The 25441-nt window shown below is 38.0% G+C and carries 25 protein-coding genes; 18 read left to right on the top strand and 7 right to left on the bottom strand.

The features are described 5' to 3' along the window. Window positions 1–40 precede the first annotated feature (40 nt). Genes ACSAMO_RS01960 through ACSAMO_RS01945 form a run of 4 tightly spaced genes read left to right on the top strand, consistent with a single transcriptional unit; the run spans window position 41 to window position 5057 of the window. On the top strand, window positions 41–667 hold the full coding sequence (locus ACSAMO_RS01960) for an SGNH/GDSL hydrolase family protein (protein ID WP_499209703.1): 627 nt from the start codon (window positions 41–43) through the stop codon (window positions 665–667). 10 nt (window positions 668–677) lie between these two features. Then, entirely contained in the window at window positions 678–2267 is a 1590-nt protein-coding gene (locus ACSAMO_RS01955) for an NAD(P)/FAD-dependent oxidoreductase (protein WP_499209702.1), read from the top strand. Beyond that, window positions 2257–3120, top strand: coding sequence for a DMT family transporter (locus ACSAMO_RS01950; protein WP_117965849.1), 864 nt, complete (start codon window positions 2257–2259; stop codon window positions 3118–3120). Before ACSAMO_RS01955 ends, ACSAMO_RS01950 begins: the two co-directional genes overlap by 11 nt. A gap of 26 nt (window positions 3121–3146) precedes the next feature. Then, entirely contained in the window at window positions 3147–5057 is a 1911-nt protein-coding gene (locus ACSAMO_RS01945) for an S-layer homology domain-containing protein (protein WP_499209701.1), read from the top strand. A 68-nt stretch (window positions 5058–5125) separates the two neighbouring features. On the opposite strand, the gene thiD is transcribed toward ACSAMO_RS01945, so the two are convergent. The 4 genes from thiD to thiW are packed head-to-tail and all read right to left on the bottom strand — an operon-like array spanning window position 5126 to window position 7824. Then, window positions 5126–5917, bottom strand: a complete 792-nt coding sequence (thiD, locus tag ACSAMO_RS01940; RefSeq protein WP_499209700.1) for a bifunctional hydroxymethylpyrimidine kinase/phosphomethylpyrimidine kinase — start codon at window positions 5915–5917, stop codon at window positions 5126–5128. After that, complete coding sequence (gene thiE, locus ACSAMO_RS01935; RefSeq protein ID WP_499209699.1) at window positions 5914–6549, bottom strand: thiamine phosphate synthase; 636 nt, start codon at window positions 6547–6549, stop codon at window positions 5914–5916. Before thiE ends, thiD begins: the two co-directional genes overlap by 4 nt. Continuing rightward, a complete protein-coding gene (gene thiM, locus ACSAMO_RS01930) occupies window positions 6536–7321 on the bottom strand; it encodes a hydroxyethylthiazole kinase (protein ID WP_499209698.1) in 786 nt (261 codons plus the stop codon). The genes thiE and thiM overlap by 14 nt, the downstream gene beginning before the upstream one ends. After that, a complete protein-coding gene (gene thiW, locus ACSAMO_RS01925) occupies window positions 7318–7824 on the bottom strand; it encodes an energy coupling factor transporter S component ThiW (RefSeq protein WP_118445665.1) in 507 nt (168 codons plus the stop codon). Before thiW ends, thiM begins: the two co-directional genes overlap by 4 nt. Window positions 7825–7999: 175 nt before the next feature. Between thiW and trpB the strand changes: the two genes are divergently transcribed. Continuing rightward, window positions 8000–9190, top strand: a complete 1191-nt coding sequence (gene trpB / locus ACSAMO_RS01920) for a tryptophan synthase subunit beta (RefSeq protein ID WP_499209697.1) — start codon at window positions 8000–8002, stop codon at window positions 9188–9190. Window positions 9191–9234: 44 nt separating this feature from the next. On the opposite strand, the gene ACSAMO_RS01915 is transcribed toward trpB, so the two are convergent. Then, window positions 9235–9414, bottom strand: coding sequence for a YtxH domain-containing protein (locus ACSAMO_RS01915; RefSeq protein ID WP_022229482.1), 180 nt, complete (start codon window positions 9412–9414; stop codon window positions 9235–9237). A 138-nt stretch (window positions 9415–9552) separates the two neighbouring features. Here ACSAMO_RS01915 and ACSAMO_RS01910 point away from each other — a divergent pair, with 138 nt between their 5' ends. From ACSAMO_RS01910 to rpmA, 3 genes are all read left to right on the top strand, one after another. Beyond that, window positions 9553–10899: a DUF1015 domain-containing protein gene (locus ACSAMO_RS01910; protein WP_499209696.1), complete on the top strand. Its 1347-nt coding sequence runs from the start codon at window positions 9553–9555 to the stop codon at window positions 10897–10899. 124 nt (window positions 10900–11023) lie between these two features. Beyond that, window positions 11024–11335, top strand: a complete 312-nt coding sequence (rplU, locus tag ACSAMO_RS01905) for a 50S ribosomal protein L21 (protein ID WP_022229484.1) — start codon at window positions 11024–11026, stop codon at window positions 11333–11335. Window positions 11336–11374: 39 nt separating this feature from the next. After that, complete coding sequence (gene rpmA, locus ACSAMO_RS01900) at window positions 11375–11629, top strand: 50S ribosomal protein L27 (RefSeq protein ID WP_022229485.1); 255 nt, start codon at window positions 11375–11377, stop codon at window positions 11627–11629. 205 nt (window positions 11630–11834) lie between these two features. Here the strand turns inward: rpmA and ACSAMO_RS01895 are convergent, their stop codons facing one another. Beyond that, entirely contained in the window at window positions 11835–16175 is a 4341-nt protein-coding gene (locus ACSAMO_RS01895) for a family 43 glycosylhydrolase (protein WP_499209695.1), read from the bottom strand. Window positions 16176–16319: 144 nt separating this feature from the next. Here ACSAMO_RS01895 and ACSAMO_RS01890 point away from each other — a divergent pair, with 144 nt between their 5' ends. The 3 genes from ACSAMO_RS01890 (at window position 16320) to obgE (ending at window position 19373) form a co-directional block, all read left to right on the top strand. After that, window positions 16320–16913: a stage II sporulation protein M gene (locus ACSAMO_RS01890; protein ID WP_499209694.1), complete on the top strand. Its 594-nt coding sequence runs from the start codon at window positions 16320–16322 to the stop codon at window positions 16911–16913. A gap of 142 nt (window positions 16914–17055) precedes the next feature. After that, the gene (xerD, locus tag ACSAMO_RS01885; protein ID WP_499210079.1) at window positions 17056–17940 is read left to right on the top strand and encodes a site-specific tyrosine recombinase XerD; all 885 of its coding nucleotides are present in this window, start codon (window positions 17056–17058) and stop codon (window positions 17938–17940) included. A gap of 152 nt (window positions 17941–18092) precedes the next feature. Further along, window positions 18093–19373, top strand: a complete 1281-nt coding sequence (gene obgE / locus ACSAMO_RS01880; RefSeq protein ID WP_118445671.1) for a GTPase ObgE — start codon at window positions 18093–18095, stop codon at window positions 19371–19373. Between the two features lie 28 nt (window positions 19374–19401). Here the strand turns inward: obgE and ACSAMO_RS01875 are convergent, their stop codons facing one another. After that, window positions 19402–20493, bottom strand: coding sequence for a hypothetical protein (locus ACSAMO_RS01875; protein ID WP_499209693.1), 1092 nt, complete (start codon window positions 20491–20493; stop codon window positions 19402–19404). 98 nt (window positions 20494–20591) lie between these two features. Between ACSAMO_RS01875 and yqfC the strand changes: the two genes are divergently transcribed. The 7 genes from yqfC (at window position 20592) to recO (ending at window position 25406) form a co-directional block, all read left to right on the top strand. Beyond that, complete coding sequence (yqfC, locus tag ACSAMO_RS01870) at window positions 20592–20861, top strand: sporulation protein YqfC (protein ID WP_022229491.1); 270 nt, start codon at window positions 20592–20594, stop codon at window positions 20859–20861. A gap of 15 nt (window positions 20862–20876) precedes the next feature. After that, window positions 20877–22112, top strand: coding sequence for a sporulation protein YqfD (yqfD, locus tag ACSAMO_RS01865; protein WP_499209692.1), 1236 nt, complete (start codon window positions 20877–20879; stop codon window positions 22110–22112). Further along, window positions 22093–23082: a PhoH family protein gene (locus ACSAMO_RS01860; RefSeq protein ID WP_483229839.1), complete on the top strand. Its 990-nt coding sequence runs from the start codon at window positions 22093–22095 to the stop codon at window positions 23080–23082. The genes yqfD and ACSAMO_RS01860 overlap by 20 nt, the downstream gene beginning before the upstream one ends. Continuing rightward, entirely contained in the window at window positions 23075–23563 is a 489-nt protein-coding gene (gene ybeY / locus ACSAMO_RS01855) for an rRNA maturation RNase YbeY (protein ID WP_022229494.1), read from the top strand. The genes ACSAMO_RS01860 and ybeY overlap by 8 nt, the downstream gene beginning before the upstream one ends. Before the next feature lie 11 nt (window positions 23564–23574). Then, on the top strand, window positions 23575–24474 hold the full coding sequence (gene era / locus ACSAMO_RS01850; protein ID WP_482490389.1) for a GTPase Era: 900 nt from the start codon (window positions 23575–23577) through the stop codon (window positions 24472–24474). 75 nt (window positions 24475–24549) lie between these two features. Further along, complete coding sequence (locus ACSAMO_RS01845; RefSeq protein ID WP_022229496.1) at window positions 24550–24696, top strand: YqzL family protein; 147 nt, start codon at window positions 24550–24552, stop codon at window positions 24694–24696. Further along, the gene (gene recO, locus ACSAMO_RS01840; protein ID WP_499209691.1) at window positions 24663–25406 is read left to right on the top strand and encodes a DNA repair protein RecO; all 744 of its coding nucleotides are present in this window, start codon (window positions 24663–24665) and stop codon (window positions 25404–25406) included. The genes ACSAMO_RS01845 and recO overlap by 34 nt, the downstream gene beginning before the upstream one ends. The last annotated feature ends 35 nt before the right edge of the window (window positions 25407–25441 follow it).

The raw sequence follows: 25441 nt of genomic DNA, 5'->3' as shown, positions 1-25441 counted from the left end.
TTGATACAATTAAATAAATAAAGAAAAGAGGGAAAATAAAGTGAAGAAAATATTATGTTTCGGTGATTCAAATACATGGGGACATAACCCCGTAGACTGTTCACAGCTTGAGAAACCGTGGACGGTTTGGTTAAAGGATATTGTACCTGAATATGAAATAGTATCTGACGGAGTATGCGGCAGAGCAACAACTCATTATTTGGAAAATGAAGATAAAACAAACGGTTTAAAAGATTTCAGAGAAAGATATTTAAGCGGTGAAAATGATTTTGATTTGATTATAATAATGCTCGGTACGAACGATGTGCTGAACAATATAGATTTTTCAAACCAAAAGACCGCCGATGTACTTAAAATATATGTAGAAGAATGCAGAGCGAAATTCGGTAAGGACAAACCGAAAATATTGCTTGTATCGCCGATTTTGATAAATGATAATTGTTTGACAAATCCTATATTCAAGGATTTGTACAGTGAAAAATCAATCGAAAAATCAACGCACTTTTCGGAATATATATCAAAACTTGCAGATGAAGAAGATACATATTTTATGAATGCGGCGGATTATGCGAAAGCGTCCGACATTGACGGAATACATATGGTTCCGGAGGAACATAAGAAACTTGCAAATGCGTTTGCGGATAAAATTAAAGAAATATTGTCATAAGGTGAAATAAATGCTAAGAATATCAGATATAAAATTAGGAACAGATGATACAGAATCAGATTTAAGAAAGAAAGTTTTAAAACTTTTGGGCGTGAAGAATGTTAAATCTTTTGAAATATCAAAAAAGTCAATAGACGCACGAAAAAAGCCTGATATACATTATGTATATTCGGTCGATGTTGAAACCGATAACGAAGAATATTATGCGAAGAAAATAAAAAACTCACAAATTGTAAAGAAGAAAACTTATGAATTTCCGAAGTGCGGTAAATTTGACAAGCCTGTCGTGATAGTCGGCACAGGACCTGCGGGACTTATGTGCGGACTTACTTTGGCACAAAACGGGTATAAGGTAATACTTCTTGAACGCGGAAAGTGCGTAGAAGAAAGAATGAAAGACGTTGAGGCATTTTGGGAGGCAGGCTTTTTAAATCCCGAATCAAATGTACAGTTCGGCGAAGGCGGTGCGGGAACTTTTTCTGACGGAAAACTTACAACGGGTATAAAAGATTTTCGTATAAGAAAGGTGCTTGAAGAATTTCATAAGCACGGTGCACCGAAAGAAATATTATATTATTCAAAACCACACGTCGGAACCGATAATCTTTCTAAAATGGTTGCGTCAATCAGAAGTGAAATTCGTAAACTCGGCGGTGAAGTCAGATTTTCCAATAAACTTGTCAATGTAAAAACCGACAACGGTGAAATATGCGGTGCGGTTGTTGAAAGTGACAGCGGTGAATATGTGATTGAAACAAATAATATTGTGCTTGCAATCGGTCACAGTGCAAGAGATACTTTTCTTATGCTCCAAAATCGCAATATAGCAATGGAGCAAAAGAGTTTTTCAGTCGGTGCGAGAATAGAACATTCTCAAGAAATGATAAATAAAATCCAGTACGGTAAAGCGTATAAAAAACTTCCGGCGGCGGATTATAAAATGGCGGTACATCTTGAAAGCGGCAGAGGTGTGTATACATTCTGTATGTGTCCGGGCGGCAGAGTTGTTGCGTCTGCATCGGAGGACGGCGGTGTTGTGACAAACGGTATGAGCTATTTTGCACGTGACGGAAAAAACGCAAACAGCGCATTGCTTGTAAATGTAACACCGAGCGATTTTAAAACTGACGATCCGCTTGCGGGAATGTATTTTCAGCGTGAAATTGAGCAGAGAGCATTTGAAGTCGGCGGCAAGAATTATAATGCACCGTGTCAAAGAGTCGGTGACTTTCTCGGAACGGAAAGTAACAGTGAATATACGGTCGAGCCAACATATAAGCCTAATGTGACGTGGGTAAATCTTGATGAAGTGTTCCCTAAATTCATAACCGATTCAATGCGTGAGGGAATAGTGCTTATGGATAACAAACTTCACGGATTTGCCGACAGCGGTGCGGTTATAACAGGCCCTGAAACGAGGTCATCATCACCAATAAGGATAATTCGTGACAAGAAAACAATGCAGTCAAACATAAAAGGTCTGTATCCTTGCGGTGAGGGTGCGGGATATGCAGGCGGTATTATGTCCGCCGCGGTTGACGGAATAAAAACAGCGGAAATGGTAGCGATTAATAACGGTAGGGGTAAAAATGAGCAGTAATAAAGTAAAAGGAATAATGTGTATAATTTCATCGGCGTTTTGTTTTGCATTGATGAATATGTTCGTAAGAATGGCAGGAGATTTGCCGTCAATACAAAAAAGTTTTTTCAGAAATTTCATAGCACTTATTATAGCATTTGTTGTACTGATAAGAACAGACGAAAAATTTAAGTTCAATAAAAAGAATTTGCCTGAATTATTGCTTAGGTCAATATTCGGTACAATGGGAATTTTGTGTAACTTCTATGCGATAGACCACCTTGTCTTGTCGGACGCGTCAATGCTTAATAAGCTGTCACCGTTTTTTGCGGTTATATGCTCGTATTTTGTGCTTAAAGAAAAGGTAAAGCCGTTCCAGGCTTTAGCCGTAATCGTGGCATTTATTGGTGCGTTGTTTATAATAAAGCCACAGTCAATATCGGCAAGCTTGCCAAGCTTTGTGGGAATGCTCGGAGGATTCGGAGCAGGTGTGGCGTACACAATGGTCAGAAAATTAAGTCAGAAAGGCGAAAGAGGTCCGTTTATAGTTTTCTTTTTCTCGGCATTTTCGTGTGTCGTGACATTGCCGTATTTGATAGTTGACTATTCACCTATGACGATAGCACAGCTTGTAATACTTATATGTGCCGGAATAGCGGCGGCAGGCGGACAGTTTTCGATTACTGCCGCATATTCATATGCACCGGCAAGAGAAATATCGGTGTTCGATTATACGCAAATAATATTTGCGGCACTTATGGGGTTTATAGCATTCGGCGATATTCCCGATAAATTCAGTATTATCGGCTATGTAATAATATGCTCCGTGTCGGTAGCGATGTTTTTGTATAACAGAAGAGAAGATGAAAAATAATTTTTAATATTAAAGGGGGAGAAAAAATGAAAAAGAAGTTTGTTTTAGGTGCGTTATGTGTGTCAATGATTTTAGCGTCGGGAATAGGTGCTTCTGCGGAAGTAAGCGAAAGTCATTCACAATGGGCGGAGGAAAGTTTGATAAGTGCAGATGAAGCGGAATTATTGCCGAATTTCTTTGCGGACAGAGATTTAACCGCTAATATATCGCGTATTGATTTTTGTCATTTGGCATATAAAATGCTTGAACAAAAATCACTGATTAGTGAGAATAATGTTAAGAGTTCGTTTGCTGATACAGATGATGCCGAAGTGGCTTTTCTTGCAAATTCGGGAATAATAAATGGACGTTCTGAAACGGAATTTGCACCGAATGACGATATTACGCGTGAGGAGGCGGCAGTAATACTGACGAATACAGCGGAATTTATGGGCGTAAAAGAGGACATAGCTTTATTTGATACTGTATTTTCTGATTATGACACAGTTTCGGATTGGGCAAAGGAATCTGTGCGTAAAATGGATTCTCTCGGAATAATGCGAGGAGTAGGTGATAACAATTTCTCGCCAAAATCAAATTATACAATGGAACAGTCAGCGGTAACAATGCTAAAGTTGTTTAACCTTGACGTGAGTGATTATGCAAGCAATGTGTACGAAGTAAAAATTGACGGTGATTTATCACTTTTTAGCGGTGAGGATAAGCAATGGATAAAAAAAGATGGTAAAACCATATTTACATATGATGGTCCGGAGGATAATACTTTGGACAATGAGAGGTCATTTATATTCTTTGAAAAAAGCGGTAAATGGTATTATTATATTCATAATAATAAAAGCAATGTTTCAGCAGGATATAACAAGTGTTCTGATATATACAGTGCGGAAACGGGTGAGACTGTTTATAAATTGAATGCTGTGCTTTTACAGTCGAATAAGAAAGACACTGTCGATTTTGCCGATGATTATTATAGGGTGATAAAACATAGTGAGTATGGTGGCGAAGGCGCATTTAGTGTAGAAGGCATGAAAGTTTATAGCTATGACGGAGAAGAAATAGCATCATCCTCTTATGATTCGAAGAACGGAGGAGGTTCTCTTGATACAAGTGCATATCCTTGCAATAACAGACAAATAAGAATTGATTTTGAAAAAGTAGATACCGATTCAGCTGAATATTGGGTGCCGGGTGAAAATCTACTTGCAAAATATCCATATACATATAAAGAATATGGTAATTCACAGGCGGTACGAGAACCGATTTCGTATATTGCAACTGACACTTTGAAAGGATATACTCCTGTTAAATTATCTGTGTCTGATTGGAATGGAAATAATTATGCTGTTTTTAATGCTGATGGAATACCAGTGTACAAGAGCAATACAGAAATTTTTACTATGATTTATGAGGGCGATTTATGTATAGGTGAGATTAAAGGTGATTCAATACAAGTGTCTGACGCAAAGAAAAATCAATATATCACAACATTGGAATGGGACAAGGACAAATATAATACGGTTGATAAATATGTGCATGAGTATCTTGCGAAAAATATAGAAAGTGAATGTTTTTCGCCTAATGGCAGCTATACTGTTCACGGATATAATATGTTAAAATGTTCTCCGTATTCATTATATACATTTTGGAAAGAAAAAGAATTTAGCGGATATACACCAGTGTATACATATTACGGTGATGGTGAGGAATATAGGGACAGATATTTTTTGTATAATCCTGACGGAAAAATTATTGTAGAGTCATCGTGGAAAATTTATTTAATTGAATATGATGGCAGAGCTTGCTATACAACAGAACGTGTTGAACCTAATGATCAGTATTGGAGTGGTGAGAAAGTTTGTACAGATGTGTATGATCTTAAAACAGGCGAACTTGTAGCAAAACCTAATTACATTAATGTTGAGAAATATATGAAATAGAATTATAGTGTTTACTGTCTGTGATTTTTTATTATACAAAAAGCGGTTCAATTGAACCGCTTTTTATGTTACTTTTTATTCGGATAAAATTTATACATATGATTTAAAGGACCGCTGCCTTTGCCTAAGTCGAGCATATCGGACAGAGCACCGGTGATATAATCCTTTGCCGATTTTACGGCGGTTTTTATATCCATACCTTTTGCAAGATTAGCGGCAATGGCTGATGACAGAGTACAGCCTGTGCCGTGAGTATTTGGGTTATCAATTCTGACAGCCTCAAACCAAGTTTCGTTTCCGTCATACAGTAAGTCGTTGCTTGTATTTGCAAGGTGACCGCCTTTAAGCAGAACGGTTACGTTATACTTATTATAAATCACATCTGCCGCACGCACCATATCGCTTTCACTTCTTATATCAAAACCGCATAAAATTTGTGCCTCGTGAAGATTAGGCGTGATAATATCGGCAATGGGGAACAATACGGAAGTGAGTGCGTTTATTGCGTCATCGCGAAGCAGTTTACAACCGCTTGTTGAAACCATAACCGTATCAAGTACAATATTTTTTGTATTGTAATACTTTAATCTGTCTGCAATGGTGCTTATAATTTCTGCCGAAGATACCATACCGATTTTTACCGCGTCCGGGAAAATGTCTTTAAATACCGCGTCAATTTGTGATGCAACAACATCACAGGGAATATCGTATACACCGAAAACGCCTGTTGTGTTTTGTGAAGTTACGGAATTTATAACGCTCATTCCGAAAACACCGTTAGCGGCAAATGATTTTAAATCCGCTTGTATTCCCGCACCGCCGCTTGAATCAGAGCCTGCAATAGTTAAAGCTGTTTTCATATTATTTCTCCAATCTTGTTATATAAATCTTTTGTCGCCGTCTCAATATCATCTTGTGCAAAAATACCCGAAACAACCGCCGCACCGACTATGCCTGTACCCTTTAATTGAAGTACATTATCACCGTCAATTCCGCCGATTGCGACAACGGGTATATTAACAGAGCTTGTTATGCTTTTCAAAGTCTGCATATCCATTTTCTTTGCGTCACCTTTTGTTGTTGTACCGAATATTGCGCCGCTGCCAAGATAGTCAGCACCGTCTTTTTCGGCTTTTTGTGCTTGCTCGACAGTTTTTGCGGTGACGCCGATTATTTTGTTTTTACCCAAGATTTTTCTTGCCTCGTGAGCGGGCATATCGTTTTGCCCGATATGCACACCGTCTGCATTAACCGCTTTTGCCACGTCCACATTGTCGTTTATAATAAGCGGTACATTATATTTTTCGCACAATGATTTTATTTCTTTTGCAGAATTTATAAAATCGTCTGTTGACATATTTTTTTCGCGTAGCTGAAGCAATGTGACACCGCCTTTTAAGGCGTTTTCAACGTCATCATAAAGCGTTCTGCCGTCGAGCCACGTTCTGTCCGTAATGGCATAAAGTCTTAATGTTTTTTTATCTATATTCAATTTCAATCCCCTCCAAATCAGGATTTGTCATTTCATCAAAAAAGTTGTTTTTGTATGTTGCGATACCTATATTTTCTTTGTATGCTTTTTTTCCGCAACTTGCATATAAACCGAATGCAACAGATACCGCATAAAAAAGATTATTCGGATTTGCGGCGGCAAATGCACCGATTACAGATGAAAGCATACAGCCGGAGCCTGTAATTTTTTTCATCATTGCGTGTCCTCCTGAAATGACGGCGGTATTTTTGCCGTCCGTAACAATATCCGATATACCGCTTACACCTATAATCGCGTTGGTCTTAAGCGAAAGCTTTTTTGCAAGCTCAACAGTATCGTCAAAACTGTCAATATTAACGGCGTCCACCCCCGACATATTTTTGATGTTAAGGCAAATACTTTTAAGTTCCGATGCATTAAGTCTTATAATATCGGGTTTTACTTCCGTAATTATTTTATGAACGGCACTTGTTCTGAATTTGGAAATGCCGACTCCGACAGGATCAAGAACGATAGGTATTTCTCTTGACTTTGCTGTTTTACCGGATATAAGCATAGCGTTTAATCGACTTTCGGAAATTGTTCCGCAGTTTAAAACAAGTCCGTCGGAAATTTGCGTTACTTCACCGACTTCCTTAGGCTCATCAGCCATAATCGGTGACGCACCGATTGTCAATGTTATATTTGCACAATCCGTTGCGGCAACGTAGTTGGTTATGTTATGAACAAGCGGATGTTTTGAATAAACATTTTGTATAATGTCTTTTATCATTGTTCATCTCCGAAAAATTTATCAAGTGCGTGTGTTTGCTTTAATGCGGTAACAAGGAAAATTGCTATAACAGTACCGCCTGCCGAACTTATTATAAACGGAAGTACATATGCGAAAAGTGCAGCCTCTTTACCCATAACGTAAACGGCGATAGGATAAGCGGCAAGTGCACCGATTATACCTGTTCCGAACAATTCACCGATATAGGCAAGCGGCAATTTCTTTGAAAATTTATAGCACAATCCACCGATAAGTGCACCGCACATACTTCCCGGAAATGCAAGAAGTGTACCCATACCCGTTGCAAGACGAAGAAGTGATGTGATAAATGCCATAATCACTCCGTAAAACGGTCCTAAAAATACTGACGCAATTATGTTTATAAGATGTTGAACCGGAAAACATTTTGACGCGCCGACAGGAAAGTTTAACGGCGAGCATACAACGCCTACAGCTATAAGTACGCCTGCTATTGCTAATTTTCTTGTTGTAATTTTATTCATTTGTAAAAATCTCCTTTGATTGAATTCTTCTAATATTATAGCATACGCAATATTTTTAGTCAATAAACCGTGGACGAATGAAATATTATGAAAAAATATTATAAAAACTCTTGTGCAAACGTGAAAAATTTGTTATAATGTGTTATACATAGATTGACGAGAGGAGAATAGAATAGTGGAAAAGAAGGGTAGATACGGAGAATTCGGTGGACAGTATGCCGCTGAAACTCTTATGAATGAACTTATTAATTTGGAGGAGGCATTTAACAAGTACAAAGATGACGAGGATTTTAACCGTGAGCTTAATTATTATCACAAGCAATATACGGGCAGACCGTCAATTTTGTATTATGCCAAAAAAATGACAAAGGATCTTGGCGGTGCGAAGATTTATTTGAAACGTGAAGATTTAAACCATACAGGTGCACATAAAATTAATAACGTAATAGGTCAATGCTTGCTCGCGAAGAGGATGGGCAAGAAAAAAGTCATTGCCGAAACAGGTGCGGGACAGCACGGTGTTGCAACTGCGACATTTGCGGCTGTTTTGGGACTTGAATGTGATGTATATATGGGTGAGGAAGATACAAAAAGACAGGCACTTAATGTATTTCGTATGAATTTGCTTGGTGCTACGGTTCATCCTATTACATCGGGAACAGGAACACTAAAAGATGCTACAAATGAAGCTATGCGTGCTTGGACAGCAAATGCCGAAGATACATTTTATGTATTGGGTTCAGCGGTAGGTCCACACCCTTATCCGCTTATTGTAAAGCATTTTCAGAGTGTAATAAGCAAAGAAACAAGAAAACAACTTCTTGAAATGGAAGGTAAACTTCCTGACGCAGTTATGGCTTGTGTGGGCGGCGGCTCAAACGCAATCGGTATGTTCGCCGATTTTATTGACGAGCCTTCTGTAAAGCTTTACGGTGCAGAGGCAGCGGGCGACGGCGTTGATACAGAACGTCATGCGGCGTCTATAACTAAGGGGACGGTCGGTGTACTTCATGGTATGAAGTCGCTGTTCTTACAAGACAACGGCGGTAATATTATGCCTGTATATTCAATTTCAGCAGGACTTGATTATCCTGGAATAGGTCCGGAACATGCCTACATGGCGAAAACGGGCAGAGCGGAATATTATCCGATAACAGATAAAGAGGCAGTGGATTCTTTTGTGTATTTGTCAAGAATGGAAGGAATTATTCCTGCAATCGAATCATCACACGCAATCGCTCTTGCAAGAAAAATTGCACCTACAATGAAAAAAGATGAAATACTTGTCGTGTGTCTTTCAGGACGAGGGGATAAAGATGTATATTCAGTTGCTAAGTATCTCGGAAAAGATATTTCAGAAGAATAATACTAAAAACGAGGCTTACAATTTTGAGTAGCCTCGTTTTGTGCTTAATGGAAAATATCTATTATATTATCCATAACAGAACCGATATTCCTAAAAATACCCTCAGTCTTTTTTGAAATTTTGCGACGTTCTCTGTCGGATAGAGGATCAGTCATTACACCGACTGCCGCACCGACAGCAAAACCTACCAGAGTACCTTTTATAAAACAGGACATTTTGTGCATATGTTTTAACCTCCTTATTTAATTGGTATGGTATTATTATTTGACGAAACAAACATAATAAAACAGAAAATAAATGGATTTTCAATATAAATTTTATATTTTTAACAGACGGAACAGTTTTCGCCGTGGGGCGAATTAATGAAAGAAAGGATTGGTGATACTTTTATGGCTAATATAAAAGCGTTCAGAGGATACAGATATAATACGGATAAAATTGACAATCTCGGCTCAGTCATTTCGCCGCCTTATTATAATATGGCAAAAGAAGATAAGGATGCGCTTTATGACAAGAGCGAATATAATTCGGTGCGTCTGTTTTCGGGTAAAAAGCTTGAAAGTGATACAAGAGAAGAAAATACATTTACAAGAGCAAAAAATTATCTTGATAAATGGATTGAGGACGGTATTCTTGTCAGAGATGAAGAACCTGTCATATATATGTACGAACAGACGATAGAAATGTACGATACTCATTATTCAAATACAAGCTTTGTTGCACTTGTTGAACTTGAGGAAATAGGCAAGGGAGCAATTATGCCTTGCGAAAAGCCACACGAAGTTTCTATGCTTGACAGATATGAGCTTTTAAAATCAACAAATGCCGATATGAGTATGATAAGTTGCCTTTATGTAGAGCCTGAAAAAGAACTTTTCAATTTGATGAATGAGCTTAGGGAAGAAAAGCCTGATCTTGAATTTTCATCTGACGATAATGTACAGCAAAAAATTTGGAAAATTTCATATAAGCCGACAATCGACTTTATTATTGAACATTTTAAGGATTTGTCGTTGTACATCACTGACGGTCAGACAAGATACGAAACTTGTTTGCAGTACAGAGATTATATGAAAGAGCATAATCCGAATCATACGGGAAAAGAGCCGTATAATTATATGATGATGTCGCTTTCAAATGCACATTCAGACGGTCTTGTTGTACTTCCTGTACACAGAGAAGTGAAAACGATAAAGAATTTCAGTGAATCACATTTTATTGCAGGTGCACAAGATCATTTCAGAGTTGAAAAAATTATTGTCGATTCAAATGATGAAACGCTTGTTCGTACAATGGTTAAGCAAATAAGCACTGTAAAAGCCGAAACAAGAATTGCGGCATATTGCGGTGGTGATTATTTTTACAGAATGGTGCTTTGGGATAAGGATTACATTAAAAATGACGTTTATCCAGATATGTCAAAGGAATATTGCAATCTTGACATAGTGGCACTGAATAAGCTGATAATTGATGACGTGTTCCATATTGATGAAGAAAAGTATGAGGATTATGTACATTCGACAAGAAGTTATGAATCGTGTTACAAAGATATTCAAGACGGAAAGTACGATATAATGTTCGTTATGAACCCTGTAAGAGTCGAACAGATAAGAAACATAACTGCAATGGGCGAGAGATTGCCGGAGGTTACAATCAGCGTATTCCCGAAACCGTCGGTCGGTGTAATAATAAATTTAAAAGAAGATTAAAAAATGCTTGACAAGCTATGAATAATATGGTATTATGTAATAGTGACCGCATAGAATGGGTTTTAAATCTGCTCGCAGTACCTATGATAGCGTGTCCTCATAAATTTAAGAGGAGGTGTTTTGGATGTACGCAGTAATCGTAACAGGCGGCAAACAGTACAAGGTTAGCGAAGGTGATACACTTTTCGTTGAAAAAATCGAAGCTGAAGAAGGTTCAGCAGTAACATTTGATCAGGTACTTATGGTCGGTGAAGGCGAAGATGTAAAGGTTGGTGCTCCTACAGTAGCAGGCGCAACAGTTGAAGCTAATATCGTAAAGAACGGTAAAGCTAAGAAGATTTACGTTTTCAAGATGAAGAGAAAGAAGAACGAGCGTAAGAAGAAGGGTCACAGACAACCTTTCACAAAGGTAGAAATCACAAAGATTAATGCCTAATTACGCATGATAAGACATTAAGATAGCGAGGTGTTTTAAATGGCTCATAAGAAAGGTATGGGTAGTACAAAAAACGGTCGTGACAGTGAGTCTAAAAGACTAGGTGCAAAGAGAGCAGACGGTCAGTTCGTTCTTGCAGGCAACATTCTTGTTAGACAAAGAGGAACAAAGATTCATCCTGGTAACAATGTTGGTATCGGTAGCGATGATACATTGTTCGCACTAATCGACGGTAAGGTTAAGTTTGAAAGAAAAGGCAGAGATAAGACACAGTGCAGTGTTTATGCTGATTAATTTTTGAATAACCGGGTCGTTTCGAAATGGTTACACATTTCGGAACGACTTTTTTGTTGTACGAAATTAAAAATTTAAAAATGATTTTTCTGGTATATAAAATATAATGATTTTAGTTGTTAAAATTTAAACTTTTCAGAATGGCTTTTGTTGTATAAAATAAAAAATACCGTTGCCTTTTGGCAACGGTATTTTGTGTTTTTAATTATTTGTTTGTAACTGAAAATGAGCAATTTGCTGCATTTGAACCGTTTGTAAGTGTGATATTTTTGCCCGATACTGTGATGAAATATCCAGGTCTTGAAACACTTTCAAATGAAACATTTCCATCTGTACCATCAATAGCTTTGACTGTCTTAAATGTCATTCTTCTTGCTAAAACGGTGTCTGTTTTGGCTTGTTGTGTTAAAATTACTTTTTTACCTTTAACGCATAGATATAATCCAGGTTTATAAACGGATTGAATTGAAACGTAATTTTCGTTTGAACTGTCTAATTTCCCTTGTTCAATTTCCCATTGAGTTGTCTTTAAATCGGCACCGTCAGCAGTGGCTGTAAGTGGCTTTTTAAGAGGATAACTTGCATCATCTGATGGGTTATTAAATGCAGTGTAGCCGATATATTTGTTGTCTGCTGTTGATATGACGGAAGCAGTACCTGTTAGACCTGTTGAAGTTTCATCGATATACGGAACAGTACCGTCCTCGTTAAATGTCATTTCACTAACGCAGACACTTCTTCTAAAACCACTGCCCCAAACAAGAGAGCCGTTGTGGTAGATAAAGTATGTTTTGCCGTTGAAATCTATAACGGCAGGGTGGTTGGTGTTTGAAGTAGCTGTCGGCTCCATTATAATGCCGCCCCATTTCCAAGGACCGTACATTGAATCTGATGTTGCGTAACCCATTTGCTCACGCCAACCGAAAGCACCGAACAAATAATATTTGCCAGTGTAATTTCCGTTTTCGTCTTGTTGACGATAAATCCAAGGAGCTTCTGTAAATCCAAGACCATCCGGAAGCCCATCAAATTTTTGTTGAAGTATGTCTTTGCCCATTTGGATAGAACCGTCCTCATCTAAATCCTTTACGGAAATCATATCATCATTAAGTTCGCATACATAGAAGTTAGTATTACCCCAAGCAAGATAACGATGTTCAACACCATCAACGGTTTCTACCCAAACGGTAGGGTCGATGTCATCATGGTCATGAGCTTGCGGCTCTGTTAATGTACCTTGAATAAGCGGTTTTCCTATGTCTGTAAACGGACCTGTAGGGGAGTCAGATACTGCAACACCGATTGACTGCTTACCGCTTGAAGTTTTATCCCAAGTACAGAAGTACAAATAATACTTACCGTTGTGTTTGATAACTTGACTTGCCCAAGCAGAAGTGTCGTTTGACCTCCAAGAAACATCAGTTGCACTCATAATAGGACCTTTATATTCCCAGTTTTTCATATCCTTTGAAGTGTAGCAAACCCATTCAGGCATTACATAGCTGTCACCTGTTGATGTGTCGTGTCCGGCATATAGATAAACTGTATCGCCCTCTACATATGCGGCTGGGTCGCCTGCGTATAGAGTCTTGCCGGCTGCGTCAAAGCCAAGGATTGGATTGCCTTGTGTGCTTTTTGTGATTGTAGTTGGGGTGGTTGTAATGTTGCTTGTTGGTTCTGTTGACTGTGAAACCGCATTGCTCTTTTTTGCAAAGCTTGCAACACCGTTTTGGTCAGTACCTGTCATTATAATTGCAGATTCTCTCTTATCTTTATCGTAACCTGTCATAACAAATAACTTCATTGTATCGCCCATCTGATAGAATTCGTAATTGGTGTCGTCACCGTCTACGTTAAATTTTAGTGTTACAGTATAGTCGTTGTCATATTCCCAAGTGCCGATACCGTTACCGATTGTACCGTCCGGTTGGAGAATGATTTGGCTTGAATGTACAGGTAAGTCAGTACCCTTATATGCGGCACTCTTGCTCACATCGGTAACATCATCTCTCATAATTGTGTGACCTACACTTGATAAATCCCAAGTACCGTAAATCATTTCCTTAGGAATTTCTTGTTCTTTTTCACCCGCATATACAAGAGGTGAGATTACAGGCCAACCGTCCTCAGTCCAAAGAATTTTCTTGACTTGAAGATAAGCTACTGCGTCAGCTACCTTACGGCAGTGCTGAACAAGATACCATTGACCATCGTCGTCTTGGAATACACTGTTGTGACCGCTGCCGACATATTCAATGCCGTCACCAAGCTGGAATGAACCTGACATCTTGTAACCCCAAAGTTCATCAAGCGAACCGCCTTCTTTTACTTGATCTGAATATGTTGCACCGACAGGTCTGTCTTTCTGGTCAAGAAGTTGTTTATGAGGATCTTTATTCGAAAGAATAGTACTGAAAGTCTTATCTGTTCTTGCAACTCTTAAATTGTAGTTAGTACCAAGCCAACCGTATGAAGTGAACATATATCTGTAACCTGTGTCTTTATTGTATACTGTATAAGGACCTTCCGGACCTACAACACCGCTGGGAGTTGAGAATAATCTTGTACCAAAGTTTCGACCGCTTGAAAGAATAGTTTCGTCAGAAGTATAGTCGATACCTTCTATGCGACCTGTTTTGGTATTGAGTTCTGCCATATAGATACCTTTCCAGAACGAACCCCAAATAAAGTATGTTTTGCCGTCTGTATCTGTAAAGATGTTTGCGTCAATACAGTTAGTATTATAATTCTTATCTTCCTTACTTGCAATTACAACACCTGCGTCTATATTATTGTCGATGTCGTCCCAAAGTTCCGGTGATTTGGACTTTACAAGGCTTATAACCGAGTTCCTGCCGCCAAGTCCGCATGATGTTGAAAGATAGAACCAGTACGGGTGGTCGTCGCCCTCTTTATAGTACAAATCGGGTGCCCAATAAGTTGTGTTGGCGGTTGTGCCCGAATAATTTTTATCAATAAATTCCTTAGCTTTTTTAGGCACTGTTACTTTTTTTGTATAATCGTGTTTTTCCCAATTAATTAAATCTTCTGATTCAAATACAAGATTGTGTGTTGAGTATACAAAATAATGTTTTGTAACAGGGTCTTTGAATATTGTCGGGTCGTGAACACCTTCCGTTGTGTCTGCACTGTCGGCAGGTGTAGCGTCAGGAAATTCAACGCTTGCGGTAGGTATGTAACCTGCTTCGTAAGTTGCAGTCTTGTCATCAACTGTGCTTGATACAAGAACTTTATAATACGAAACATTACTGTCACCTGTTATGTAATCTGTAAAGTCGTAACTGTCCATAATACCGAGTGTTACAGAATCAAGCGTCTGTACAGCATCGGACTGCTTTCCGTCTTTGTCAAAAGGAACAATTTGTAATGAAACAGACTGCTCCGACGGAGTGTAGTTTGTAACGCTTGTTTTCACTTTTACTTTATCGCCTGTACGGATTTGGAATGCTTTGTTGTCACTTAACGGTTGTAAGCCGTCTATTGAGTTCCATACGAACACTTTTACAGTGTCATTTTCGTTTTTCTTTATATTTTCAAAAGTAACTGTTTTGTCTGATGTTACATCTGATTTACTCTTTTTTGCTGCATTTGTAAGAACACCGTTTGAGTATGAAGCTGCAATTATTTCATATTTGTCCTCTGAAGGGGACGGAACTGAAACGGTAACGTTATTGCCACTCTCTGTAACACTGTAATTTGTATAGAATTGAGTGTTAATATCAAGACAATTCTTTTCTTTTACAGTTTCCTCTTGCTCTCTTTGTATAGCTTTTGCGGCAAGTTGGTTAATTTCGGTTTCGTTCAATGCTCTGCCGTATACTTTGAAATCATCAATCATACCCGAAAAACCTTCAAATTTGCCAGTTTTGTCATCATACCAATTACCGTGACCAATCCAAGTAGAAGCGTCGGCGGTAAACAGTGACTTAATGTCAACTGCCGCAGTGTCTGAGGCTAATAGTTTACCGTTTACATATACCTTTGTACCGTCAGCGGTAAATACTGTTGTGACGTATTGCCAGTCACCGCTTGCGTTTGCATTAACGCTGCTCAGACGTGTTCCGCTGTTGTTGTAACGTTCAACGGTATAGCCTGATGATGAGGCAAGCATACCTAAATATTTTTCGTTAAGATAATCTTGTGAACCGCTTACAGGTGTTGTCATAAACGCCCATCTGCTTGACGGTTTAATCCAAAAAGAAAATGTTGCGGCATCTTTACCGTTTAAAAGACCTTTCGGAAGTTCAAGATAATTGCCTGCTGCGTCTGTTGAAATGCTTAATGCTTTGCTTGAACCGTCATAGTTGTCAACATAGCTTACACTGCCGTGTTCCGTAACGGTACCGCCGACCGTTGCATTAAATGAGCCGGAGGAAGTGCCTGTTTCATCAAACGTGATGTCCATAAGCAGACCGTCCGTAGGCAGTGCGTCATCAGCCAATGCGGTGTGAGGTATTGCAAGTGCCGAACACAACATAGATGCTGAAATAACACCGCTTAAGACTTTTTTCAGTGTTTTGTTCATTGTATCTCTCTCCTTACGTGTGTTTTTTAACTATATTATTATACCAAAAAAAATTGGCGGTGTAAATAATATAAGAAGATAAGCACAATAAATTAGTGATAAAACACTGATTTTTTGAATAATATTGAATTGGAGGTGGAACGTGTGAAATTAAACGACATTGTAGCCGACGAAAAACACGGTAACGGACTTTTGGGATTGCTTATTTTTTTGCTTGTTGTCGGTGTGACGGTAGGGAGTGTGTATTTGGCGAAAAACAGCGGCGATATGGCAGAGGGGATAAAAAATTATATAGGCAGTTTTTGTACGGCTGTAAGCGAAAATAAGAACAGTATGACTGTTTTTAAAAATTCGTTACAAGCTAATCTTATCGGTGTCGGAATTGTATTTTTAATGGGATTTTTGCGATTCGGTTTTATTGTAACGGGAGCGATTATTGTAAGGAAAGGGTTTATAATAGGTTTTACAACCGCGTCATTTATTAAATTCTATGGAGCAAAAGGTATGCTTGTTATGCTTTCAACAATGCCGACAATACTTATAACAATACCGACATTACTGCTTTTTTCGGCTGTAAGCATTAAATATTCACTTAATTCCGAAAGAAAATCAAAAAAAATAATTTTTTCGTATATATTTTTTATGATAATAATAATTTCTATATTTTGTGTTGCGTCATTGTCGGAGGGATACTTGACCACAACATTTATGAGCTGGGTTTCGCCGAAATTAAGCTAAAACGCTGAAAATGGCATAAAAACAAGAAAAATAGGGGTTTACAAATTAAAAAAATGTGGTATAATTATAATCACATTGAAATATAAATGAAATATTTTTGAAATATACGTAAAGAAACAGTAAACTCGGAGGAATGAACAAAATGAATACCTACGTTAAGGAATACACAAGTTTTATGACAGATATACGCCATAAATCGCTAAACACAGTTGAATCATATAAGCGTGATGTTACACAATATATTTCTTATCTTGACGGAACAGGCGTAACGGATATATCGTCTACAACAAAGACCACGGTATTGTCATATTTGCTTTATCTTCAAAAGGAGGGCAGAGCAAGCTCGACTGTTTCAAGGACACTTGCATCACTTCGTTCGTATTATTTGTTTATGATGCAAAACGGTGTTGTAAAGTCAAATCCGACTTCTAATCTTGAGGCACCTCATGTGGAAAAGAAAATTCCGAAAATTTTATCAGGCGAAGAAGTTGAACTTCTTTTGGAACAACCTAAAAACTGTGATAATAAGGGTATACGTGACAAGGCTATGCTTGAACTTTTGTACGCAACAGGTATAAGAGTGAGTGAACTTATCACTCTTGACGTAAGTGATGTTAATGTTCCTATGAGTTTTGTTCGTTGTAAGGGCGGAAAGAAAGAACGTATTATTCCTATGGGACATCAGGCAAAAGACGCACTTGAAAATTACATAAACAATGTCAGAAAATATATGGTTAAAGATGAAAACGAAACAGCGTTGTTCGTAAATTGCAGCGGTGCGCGTCTTTCAAGACAGGGTTTCTGGAAACTTATAAAATACTATCAGCATATCGCAGGTATTGAAACTGATATAACACCGCATACTTTACGTCATTCGTTTGCGGCACATCTTCTCGAAAACGGTGCTGATTTACATTCAATTCAAGAAATGATGGGACATGCCGATATTTCATCGACACAAGTTTATTCAAGAATGATGAACAGTAAAATTAAAGACGTATATGCAAAAGCGCACCCGCGTGCATAAGAAAAAATATGCCTTACACTCGTAGGGTATATTTTTTTTGAATAATTAATAATTCATTATATAAAATAACTATTGACACAAACGGCGGTGTAATGATATATTATAAGTTGGAAAAAATATATAATTGTTAATAATCGAAACGGAGAATAAATATGTTTATAGATAAGGCTAAAATTTTTATAAAGGCCGGTAAGGGCGGTAACGGCGCAATATCTTTTCATCGTGAAAAGTATGTTGCGGCAGGAGGTCCTGACGGCGGTGACGGCGGTAAGGGCGGTAATGTTATATTTAAAGTTGAGCTTGGTATGACTACTCTTATGGATTTCAGATATAAGAGAAAGTATGTCGCTCAAAACGGTATGGACGGTTCGGGTAAACGTCAAAAAGGTAAAAAGGGCGAAGATATAATAATCAAAGTACCGCAAGGTACAATCGTTCGTGACGCGGAAAGCAATCGCTTGATTGCCGATTTATCCGATCCCGATAAAGAGGTTGTTCTTGCAAGAGGCGGTAACGGCGGTTGGGGTAATGCTCATTTTGCTACGGCGATAAGACAAACTCCGAACTTTGCGAAAAACGGACAAACAGGCGATGAACGTGAAATTGTACTTGAATTGAAGCTTTTGGCTGACGTCGGACTTGTAGGTTTTCCTAATGTCGGTAAGTCAACATTGCTTTCAATGACGACAAAAGCAGATCCGAAAATTGCAAATTATCACTTTACAACGCTTGAACCGAATTTGGGTGTAGTCGATCTTGGCGACCACAGAAGTTTTGTACTTGCCGATATTCCGGGAATTATCGAGGGTGCAAGTGAGGGTGTAGGTCTTGGACACGCATTTTTAAGACATATTGAGCGTACAAGAATATTAATTCACGTTGTTGATGTTTCTGGAATTGAGGGAAGAAATCCGATAGAAGATTTTGATATTATCAATTCGGAACTTTCAAAATATGATTTGGAATTGGAATCAAGACCGCAGATTGTTGCGGCAAATAAAACAGACATAATTCAAGATATGGACGCATACAACGCATTTCTTGAAGAAATGAAAAACAGAGGTATAGAAGTATTTGAAATTTCTGCCGCTACAAATAAAGGTGTTGCGGAACTTATGAATAAAACTTACGAGGAACTTTCAAAATTACCTCCGATAGCTATATTCGAGCCTGAAATGGATATTAACGAAGAAGAATACATTACGGATGATGAAAAAGGCTATGAAATTAAACGTGAAAATGAAAAATACGTTATATCGGGTTCATGGATTGAGGCTGTCGGCGGCAGTGTAAACTTCTCCGACCAAGAGTCATTACAGTATTTCCAACGTGCATTGCTTAAACGCGGTGTTATTGAGGACTTAATTAATATGGGAATAAAAGAGGGAGAAATTGTTCAAATAGGTGATTTGGAATTTGAATTTGTATTCTAAAAAAATATATATCAGAGTTTGAGGGACACTAAAATTTAGTGTCCCTTTTATATTCACTATTTTGTTTTAAATAAAGACCGAATGCACAAAATATACAGGCTATAACAACAATGATTGCGGTAACGGTTTCGATAGTCGATGAAATTGCAAACGAACGGCTCATAGACGGCTCAAATACTGCCGTTGTTATAGGGTTAAATCTAAAGTATATGCACATATATAGTCCCGCTATAATTCCGTGCATGGCTTTACCGATTATATACGGTGCGAGTGACAGATGAAATCTTGCAATTACAGCCATAACCTGTGCGTGTACACTGAGTCCCGCAAAGCCGACAACAACAGATGTAAATACCAATTTATCCATAATAGGAATAGTCAATCCCGATATTTTTACTGTCCCCGTAACAAATTCTAAAAGCCCCGAAACAAGTGCGGACGTAACTCCGCCGACAGGCAAAATGTCAAGAAAAAGTCTGCTTATTACACTGAAAAAAAGTACCGCTCCGCAAACGGTCAATATATTTCTGATGCTGTTTTGAAGTGCAATATCGAATATTTCACCCATACTTCTTTCGGGTGTTGTCATTCTTGTCGGAGGTGCGGTGTGTTTGTTTCTGCCGTAAAATCTAAACAGAATACCGACCGTTAAAGCCGCAAGAATGTGTGCGACGTAAAGAGCGATACCGTATTTTATATTTGAATATATCGCAATACCGACAGAACCCAATATAAACAGAGGACCTGAATTGTTACAGAAAGCAAGCAAGCGTTCAGCCTCTGTTTTTGAAAGGTAATTGTTTGCGTATAATTCACCTGCGGTAACAGCACCTAAAGGATAACCGCTTACAATACCGAGTATAAAGGCACTGCTCCCGACAGGGCTTATCCGAAAAAGCGGATACATACAAAATTGAAATGCCTTTGCCAAAAGTTCACAAAAGCCGGAATATATCAAAATTCCCGAACATATAAAAAACGGAAAAAGAGTCGGTACAATCATTTCAAGACATAAATCTATTGCGTCTGAGGCGTATCTTATCGCACTTGACGCATTTTTTATAAGCAGAACAACCGCACCGACAGCAAACAAGTAAATCAGTATTTTCTTTATTTTCACATTATCATCTCCGATTTTAATTTTTATTAAATTATATGATAACTTTTTTGTACTTAAAACCGCTTGTTTATCATAATTTATTATAGGAGTTGGTAAAAATGAAAAAACGTATATCAGAAAGTATAGCGGATGCTTGGGGAGTGCCGAAAGAAGTTATAATGAATATTCCCAAACTTACAATCGCGGGTGCGAGCGAAATATATATAGAAAATCATAAAGGAATACTCAGTTATACGGATACGGAAATTCGGGTGTCAACGCCTATGGGGATAGTCAGAGTGTTCGGGAATGGACTTTCGATTGACAGAATACGTCTTGAAGATATATTAATATCGGGTCAATTTAAGCAAATTGAATACGAAATCTGAAAAAGGGAGTAAAAAATGTTTAAGAAGTTCTTTAAATTTCTTTACGGATATGTTATAATAAAAGTATATGGCAAAGGTGCAGAAAGATTTATAAATATTTGTTTAAGGCGTAATATTGATGTATGGAACATAAAACCGTTTGATGACGGTATTGAAATGTGTATTTACATAAAGGATTTTTTTCATATACGTCAAGTCAGAAAAAAGAGTAATGTAAAAATCAAAATATCACAAAGACGCGGAATAAAGCATTTAATGCGTCTGTACAGAAAACGATATTTGTTTTTGATTGGATTTGCATTGTGTATCATATTTTTTGCCGTGTCGGCTCAGTTTATATGGGTTGTTGAAATTAACGGTGTGGAAAACAGCGATATAAACGGTATAATATCTACGCTTGACAGTATCGGTATAAAGAGCGGTGCACTGAAAGCAAAACTGCCTGACGGTATGGAAAGCAAGGCGGCGATTATAAATAACAATGACCATATAGCTTGGGCATGGGTTTATATTGAGGGTGCAAAGGCACGCGTAGAGATATACGAACAGATTATTCCACCGAATATTCTTGACAAAGATACACCTTGTGACATTGTTGCGGCGTGTGACGGAATTATAAATCATATGATTGTCAAAAACGGCGAAGAAGTTTTGAATGACGGTGACGCGGTTAAAACAGGCGATGTGATTGTATCGGGAAAGGTTGCAACTTATAAAGAGGGTTATCCAGAAGAATACATATATGTTCACTCAATGGCGGATATAATGGCTTATACAACTCATTCAAAAAACGGCGACTATAAGCTGTATTATGAATCGAGAGTGCCGACCGGCAAAAATAGATATATGGTTTCGCTTGAGGTTTTCGGAAAAATGTTTTCATTGCCTTTGGGCAGAATGAATTTTGAAGAATATGATGTAAATGAAACAAGGTATGAGATATGTATACCGTTTTTCGGATATACGGGAATTGCGTTCGATGCGGTCAAATATACCGAAGTAAATGTAAACAAAGAGCCGATAAGCATAGAAACAGCCGTAGAATTTGCAAAAAATGACTTAGAAGAAAAAATATCAAATGAATTGCTGTACGGCTCAACTTTGACAGACGAGAAAGTTGAATATGAAAAGATTGATAATGAAACAATAAATGTAAAACTTGAAATGGATTTCATACAAAATATAGCTACCAGTCAGCCTATTTCGGCTGATACAGAAGGAGAGGAAATACTTGATAAACAGACAGATTGAAGTACCGCAGGAGGTCGATTTGGCATCTCTTTTCGGGAATTTTGATGAAAATGTCAAAATGCTTGACAAAGCACTTTCGGTAAATATCGCGTCACGCGACAACGCTTTGAGAGTGACAGGTGAAGAAGAAAATGTTGAAAAGGCAAGCCAAGTTATTAATATGCTTATGCAGATTATCGCAAGAGGCGAGATTATCGACCAGCAGAAAGTATTGTATGCGATAACAATGGTACAGGAAAACGGCGGGATTGACATTAAAATGATGGGTGATGACTGTATTGCAATCAGTGCAAAAGGTCACCCGATTAAGACAAAAACGCTCGGACAGAAAAAGTACGTTGACGCGATAGACAAAAATACTATTGTGTTCGGTATAGGTCCTGCCGGTACGGGTAAAACATATCTTGCGGTTGCAAAGGCTGTAACGGCACTTAGAAGTAAAGAGGTAAGCAGAATTATTCTTACAAGACCTGCTGTTGAGGCAGGCGAAAAACTCGGTTTTCTTCCGGGTGACTTGCAGAATAAGGTTGACCCGTATTTAAGACCGCTTTATGACGGTATGTATGAAATGCTCGGCGGTGAGGGCTTCTTGAAATATCAGGAAAAGGGCGTAATTGAAGTTGCACCGCTTGCATATATGCGTGGCCGTACTCTTGACAATGCGTTTATAATTCTTGACGAGGCACAGAATACAACACCTGAGCAGATGAAAATGTTTTTGACAAGAATAGGTTACGGTTCTAAAGCGATTGTAACGGGTGATATAACTCAAATCGACTTGCCGGGAGATAAGCGCTCGGGATTAAAAGAGGCGGCTAAAATTCTAAAAAATATTGAAGATATATCTTTTTGTACATTTACCGAAAAAGACGTTGTACGTCATCCGCTTGTACAACAAATTATAAAAGCATACGCAAAGTATGACGAGGAACAGGAAAAGAGAAGAAACAAGAGGAAATCAAATGGTTGAACTAATACTTGAAAATGAACAGGATAAGGAAGAGTTAACTCCGGAAATTGAAAAGGCAATAAAGGACGTTTGCGTTGCCGTTATGGAGGAAGAAGAATGTGACTTCGACGCTGAAATCAGTGTTACGCTTGTGGATAATGATACAATTCGTTCTATAAACAAGGAACAGAGAGATATTGACAGAGCGACGGATGTTTTGTCATTCCCAATGCTGGAATTTGATGAGGACGGAATATCGGACGATGAGTACGATATGGACGGTGAGCTTGTGATGCTTGGTGATATTGTTATATCAATGGAACGTGCAAGAGAACAGGCGAATGAATTCGGACACAGTTTTTTGAGAGAAGTGGCTTTTTTGACGGCACATTCAATGCTCCACTTGCTTGGATATGACCATGTTGATGATAAAGAGGGTGAAGAAATAATGTGCGAAAAACAGGAAAGAGTTTTAACTTCGCTCGGAATAACTCGTGATTAGGAGAAAAAATTATGAAGAATAAGAAAAGTTTTAAATCGGGATTTGCGGCAATAATAGGTATGCCGAATGTGGGAAAGTCAACATTACTTAATACGATAGTAGGACAAAAGATTGCAATAATATCAGATAAACCTCAGACAACAAGAAATAAAATACTTGCAATTTACTCAACAGACGAAGAACAGATTATATTTACCGATACACCGGGAATACACAAACCGCATAACAAGCTTGGGGAGTATATGGTACACGTTGCAAATGAAAGTATGGACGATACGGACGTACTTGTATTTGTTGTGGACGCAAGTAAAAAAATACAGGAAACAGAACGTGAAATAGCAAAAAATATTTCAAAAACAGGACTTCCGTGCATATTGGTTTTGAATAAAGTAGACCTTATGAAAAAAGAGGATTTACTTCCGATAATTGCAGATTATTCGAGTATGCACGATTTTGCGTCGATAGTGCCTGTAAGTGCAAAGAATAATGACGGAGTCGATATTTTATTGCACGATATTGAGGACTATCTTGAAGAAGGACCGGAATTTTATGATTCGGATATGGTAACGGATCAGCCCGAAAAACAGATTGCGGCTGAAATTATCCGCGAAAAACTTTTGTGGCTGCTTGATAAGGAAGTTCCGCACGGTATTGCTATTGAAATTACCAAAATGCAGGAAAAAGAAAAAATTACAAATATTTACGCGACAATATACTGTGAAAAAGCGTCACATAAAGGAATTATAATCGGTAAGCACGGAGAAATGCTTAAGAAAATAGGTACGATGGCAAGAGGCGACATCGAGAAAATGCTTGATAAAAAAGTCTACCTTGAACTTTGGGTAAAAGTAAAATCAGATTGGAGAAACAGTGACTTTTTAATCAAGAATTTCGGTTTCACAAATGAATAGTAAATAGTGTTAGTATAACCGCTGAAAAAATGAAAAACATAAAGATAATAAGTTATTTTTTCGGAGGGATAGGTTATGGAGCTTAACAGACTTTCGTGGGAAACTTTTACGAGAACGGGCGATATAGACGCTTATTTGCTGTATAAAACGGTAAGCGGTATAACGGAGCAAGAGGATAAGGATGATACATGGCAGAAATTAGAGCAAGAGGCATTATCATAAAGCAGTCCGATTACGGTGAGGGGCATAGAATGCTGACTGTATTTACGGAAGAATACGGGATAGTTAAGGCCGTCAGCTACGGTGTTAAAAAATCAAAGAGCAAAGCTGCCGCATCAAGTCAATTTTTGTGTTACGGTGATTTTGATTTTTACAAAGGTGTCGGAAAAGATATAATGACAATTAATAATATTGACACTCTTGACGGCTTTTATCCTGTTTCGGAAGATATAAAAAAATTATCCTTGTGCGTTTATCTTGCAGATATAACTTATTGTATTCTTGGTATGAATAACCCCGATTCGAGAATGTTGCATTTGTTTTTGAACAGCGTGTATGCACTTGCGTACCGTGATGAGCCGATGGACAAGGTTAAAGCGGTGTATGAACTCAAAATGATGAGTATAGGCGGATATTCGCCACAGCTTAATGCGTGTGTGTCATGCGGAAGTAATGAGGTGTATGCGTTTGACTTGCTAAAGGGCGGAAGTGTGTGCAGAGCGTGCGGCGGCAAATATATTGTTAAGTTGGACAAAAATCTTTACAGAGCATTGGATTACATAATATATTCAGATGATAAAAAAATGCTCAGTTTTAATGCAAGTGACGGATTGATGAAGTTGATTTGCAAAATCGCCGAACAGTATGTTGAACTTCAGCTTGACCAAAAGTTTTCAAGTTTGGGTTATTATAAAACAATGCTCACTATGTAATTGGTTAGTTTACATAAAAGTATTTATATATTTAT

It is taken from the genome of Ructibacterium sp. SJQ-7 (assembly GCF_054696575.1).
This window is presented reverse-complemented; position numbering and strand designations above follow the sequence as displayed.

What these genes read in the sequence shown, in the direction of transcription:
- ACSAMO_RS01955 (WP_499209702.1), top strand. Translation starts at nt 678, where the DNA reads ATGCTAAGAATATCAGATATAAAATTAGGAACAGATGATACAGAATCA.
- ACSAMO_RS01950 (WP_117965849.1), top strand. Translation starts at nt 2,257, where the DNA reads ATGAGCAGTAATAAAGTAAAAGGAATAATGTGTATAATTTCATCGGCG.
- ACSAMO_RS01945 (WP_499209701.1), top strand. Translation starts at nt 3,147, where the DNA reads ATGAAAAAGAAGTTTGTTTTAGGTGCGTTATGTGTGTCAATGATTTTA.
- thiD (WP_499209700.1), bottom strand. Translation starts at nt 5,917, where the DNA reads ATGAAAACAGCTTTAACTATTGCAGGCTCTGATTCAAGCGGCGGTGCG.
- thiM (WP_499209698.1), bottom strand. Translation starts at nt 7,321, where the DNA reads ATGATAAAAGACATTATACAAAATGTTTATTCAAAACATCCGCTTGTT.
- thiW (WP_118445665.1), bottom strand. Translation starts at nt 7,824, where the DNA reads ATGAATAAAATTACAACAAGAAAATTAGCAATAGCAGGCGTACTTATA.
- ACSAMO_RS01915 (WP_022229482.1), bottom strand. Translation starts at nt 9,414, where the DNA reads ATGCACAAAATGTCCTGTTTTATAAAAGGTACTCTGGTAGGTTTTGCT.
- ACSAMO_RS01910 (WP_499209696.1), top strand. Translation starts at nt 9,553, where the DNA reads ATGAAAGAAAGGATTGGTGATACTTTTATGGCTAATATAAAAGCGTTC.
- rplU (WP_022229484.1), top strand. Translation starts at nt 11,024, where the DNA reads ATGTACGCAGTAATCGTAACAGGCGGCAAACAGTACAAGGTTAGCGAA.
- rpmA (WP_022229485.1), top strand. Translation starts at nt 11,375, where the DNA reads ATGGCTCATAAGAAAGGTATGGGTAGTACAAAAAACGGTCGTGACAGT.
- ACSAMO_RS01895 (WP_499209695.1), bottom strand. Translation starts at nt 16,175, where the DNA reads ATGAACAAAACACTGAAAAAAGTCTTAAGCGGTGTTATTTCAGCATCT.
- xerD (WP_499210079.1), top strand. Translation starts at nt 17,056, where the DNA reads ATGAATACCTACGTTAAGGAATACACAAGTTTTATGACAGATATACGC.
- obgE (WP_118445671.1), top strand. Translation starts at nt 18,093, where the DNA reads ATGTTTATAGATAAGGCTAAAATTTTTATAAAGGCCGGTAAGGGCGGT.
- yqfC (WP_022229491.1), top strand. Translation starts at nt 20,592, where the DNA reads ATGAAAAAACGTATATCAGAAAGTATAGCGGATGCTTGGGGAGTGCCG.
- yqfD (WP_499209692.1), top strand. Translation starts at nt 20,877, where the DNA reads ATGTTTAAGAAGTTCTTTAAATTTCTTTACGGATATGTTATAATAAAA.
- ybeY (WP_022229494.1), top strand. Translation starts at nt 23,075, where the DNA reads ATGGTTGAACTAATACTTGAAAATGAACAGGATAAGGAAGAGTTAACT.
- era (WP_482490389.1), top strand. Translation starts at nt 23,575, where the DNA reads ATGAAGAATAAGAAAAGTTTTAAATCGGGATTTGCGGCAATAATAGGT.
- ACSAMO_RS01845 (WP_022229496.1), top strand. Translation starts at nt 24,550, where the DNA reads ATGGAGCTTAACAGACTTTCGTGGGAAACTTTTACGAGAACGGGCGAT.
- recO (WP_499209691.1), top strand. Translation starts at nt 24,663, where the DNA reads ATGGCAGAAATTAGAGCAAGAGGCATTATCATAAAGCAGTCCGATTAC.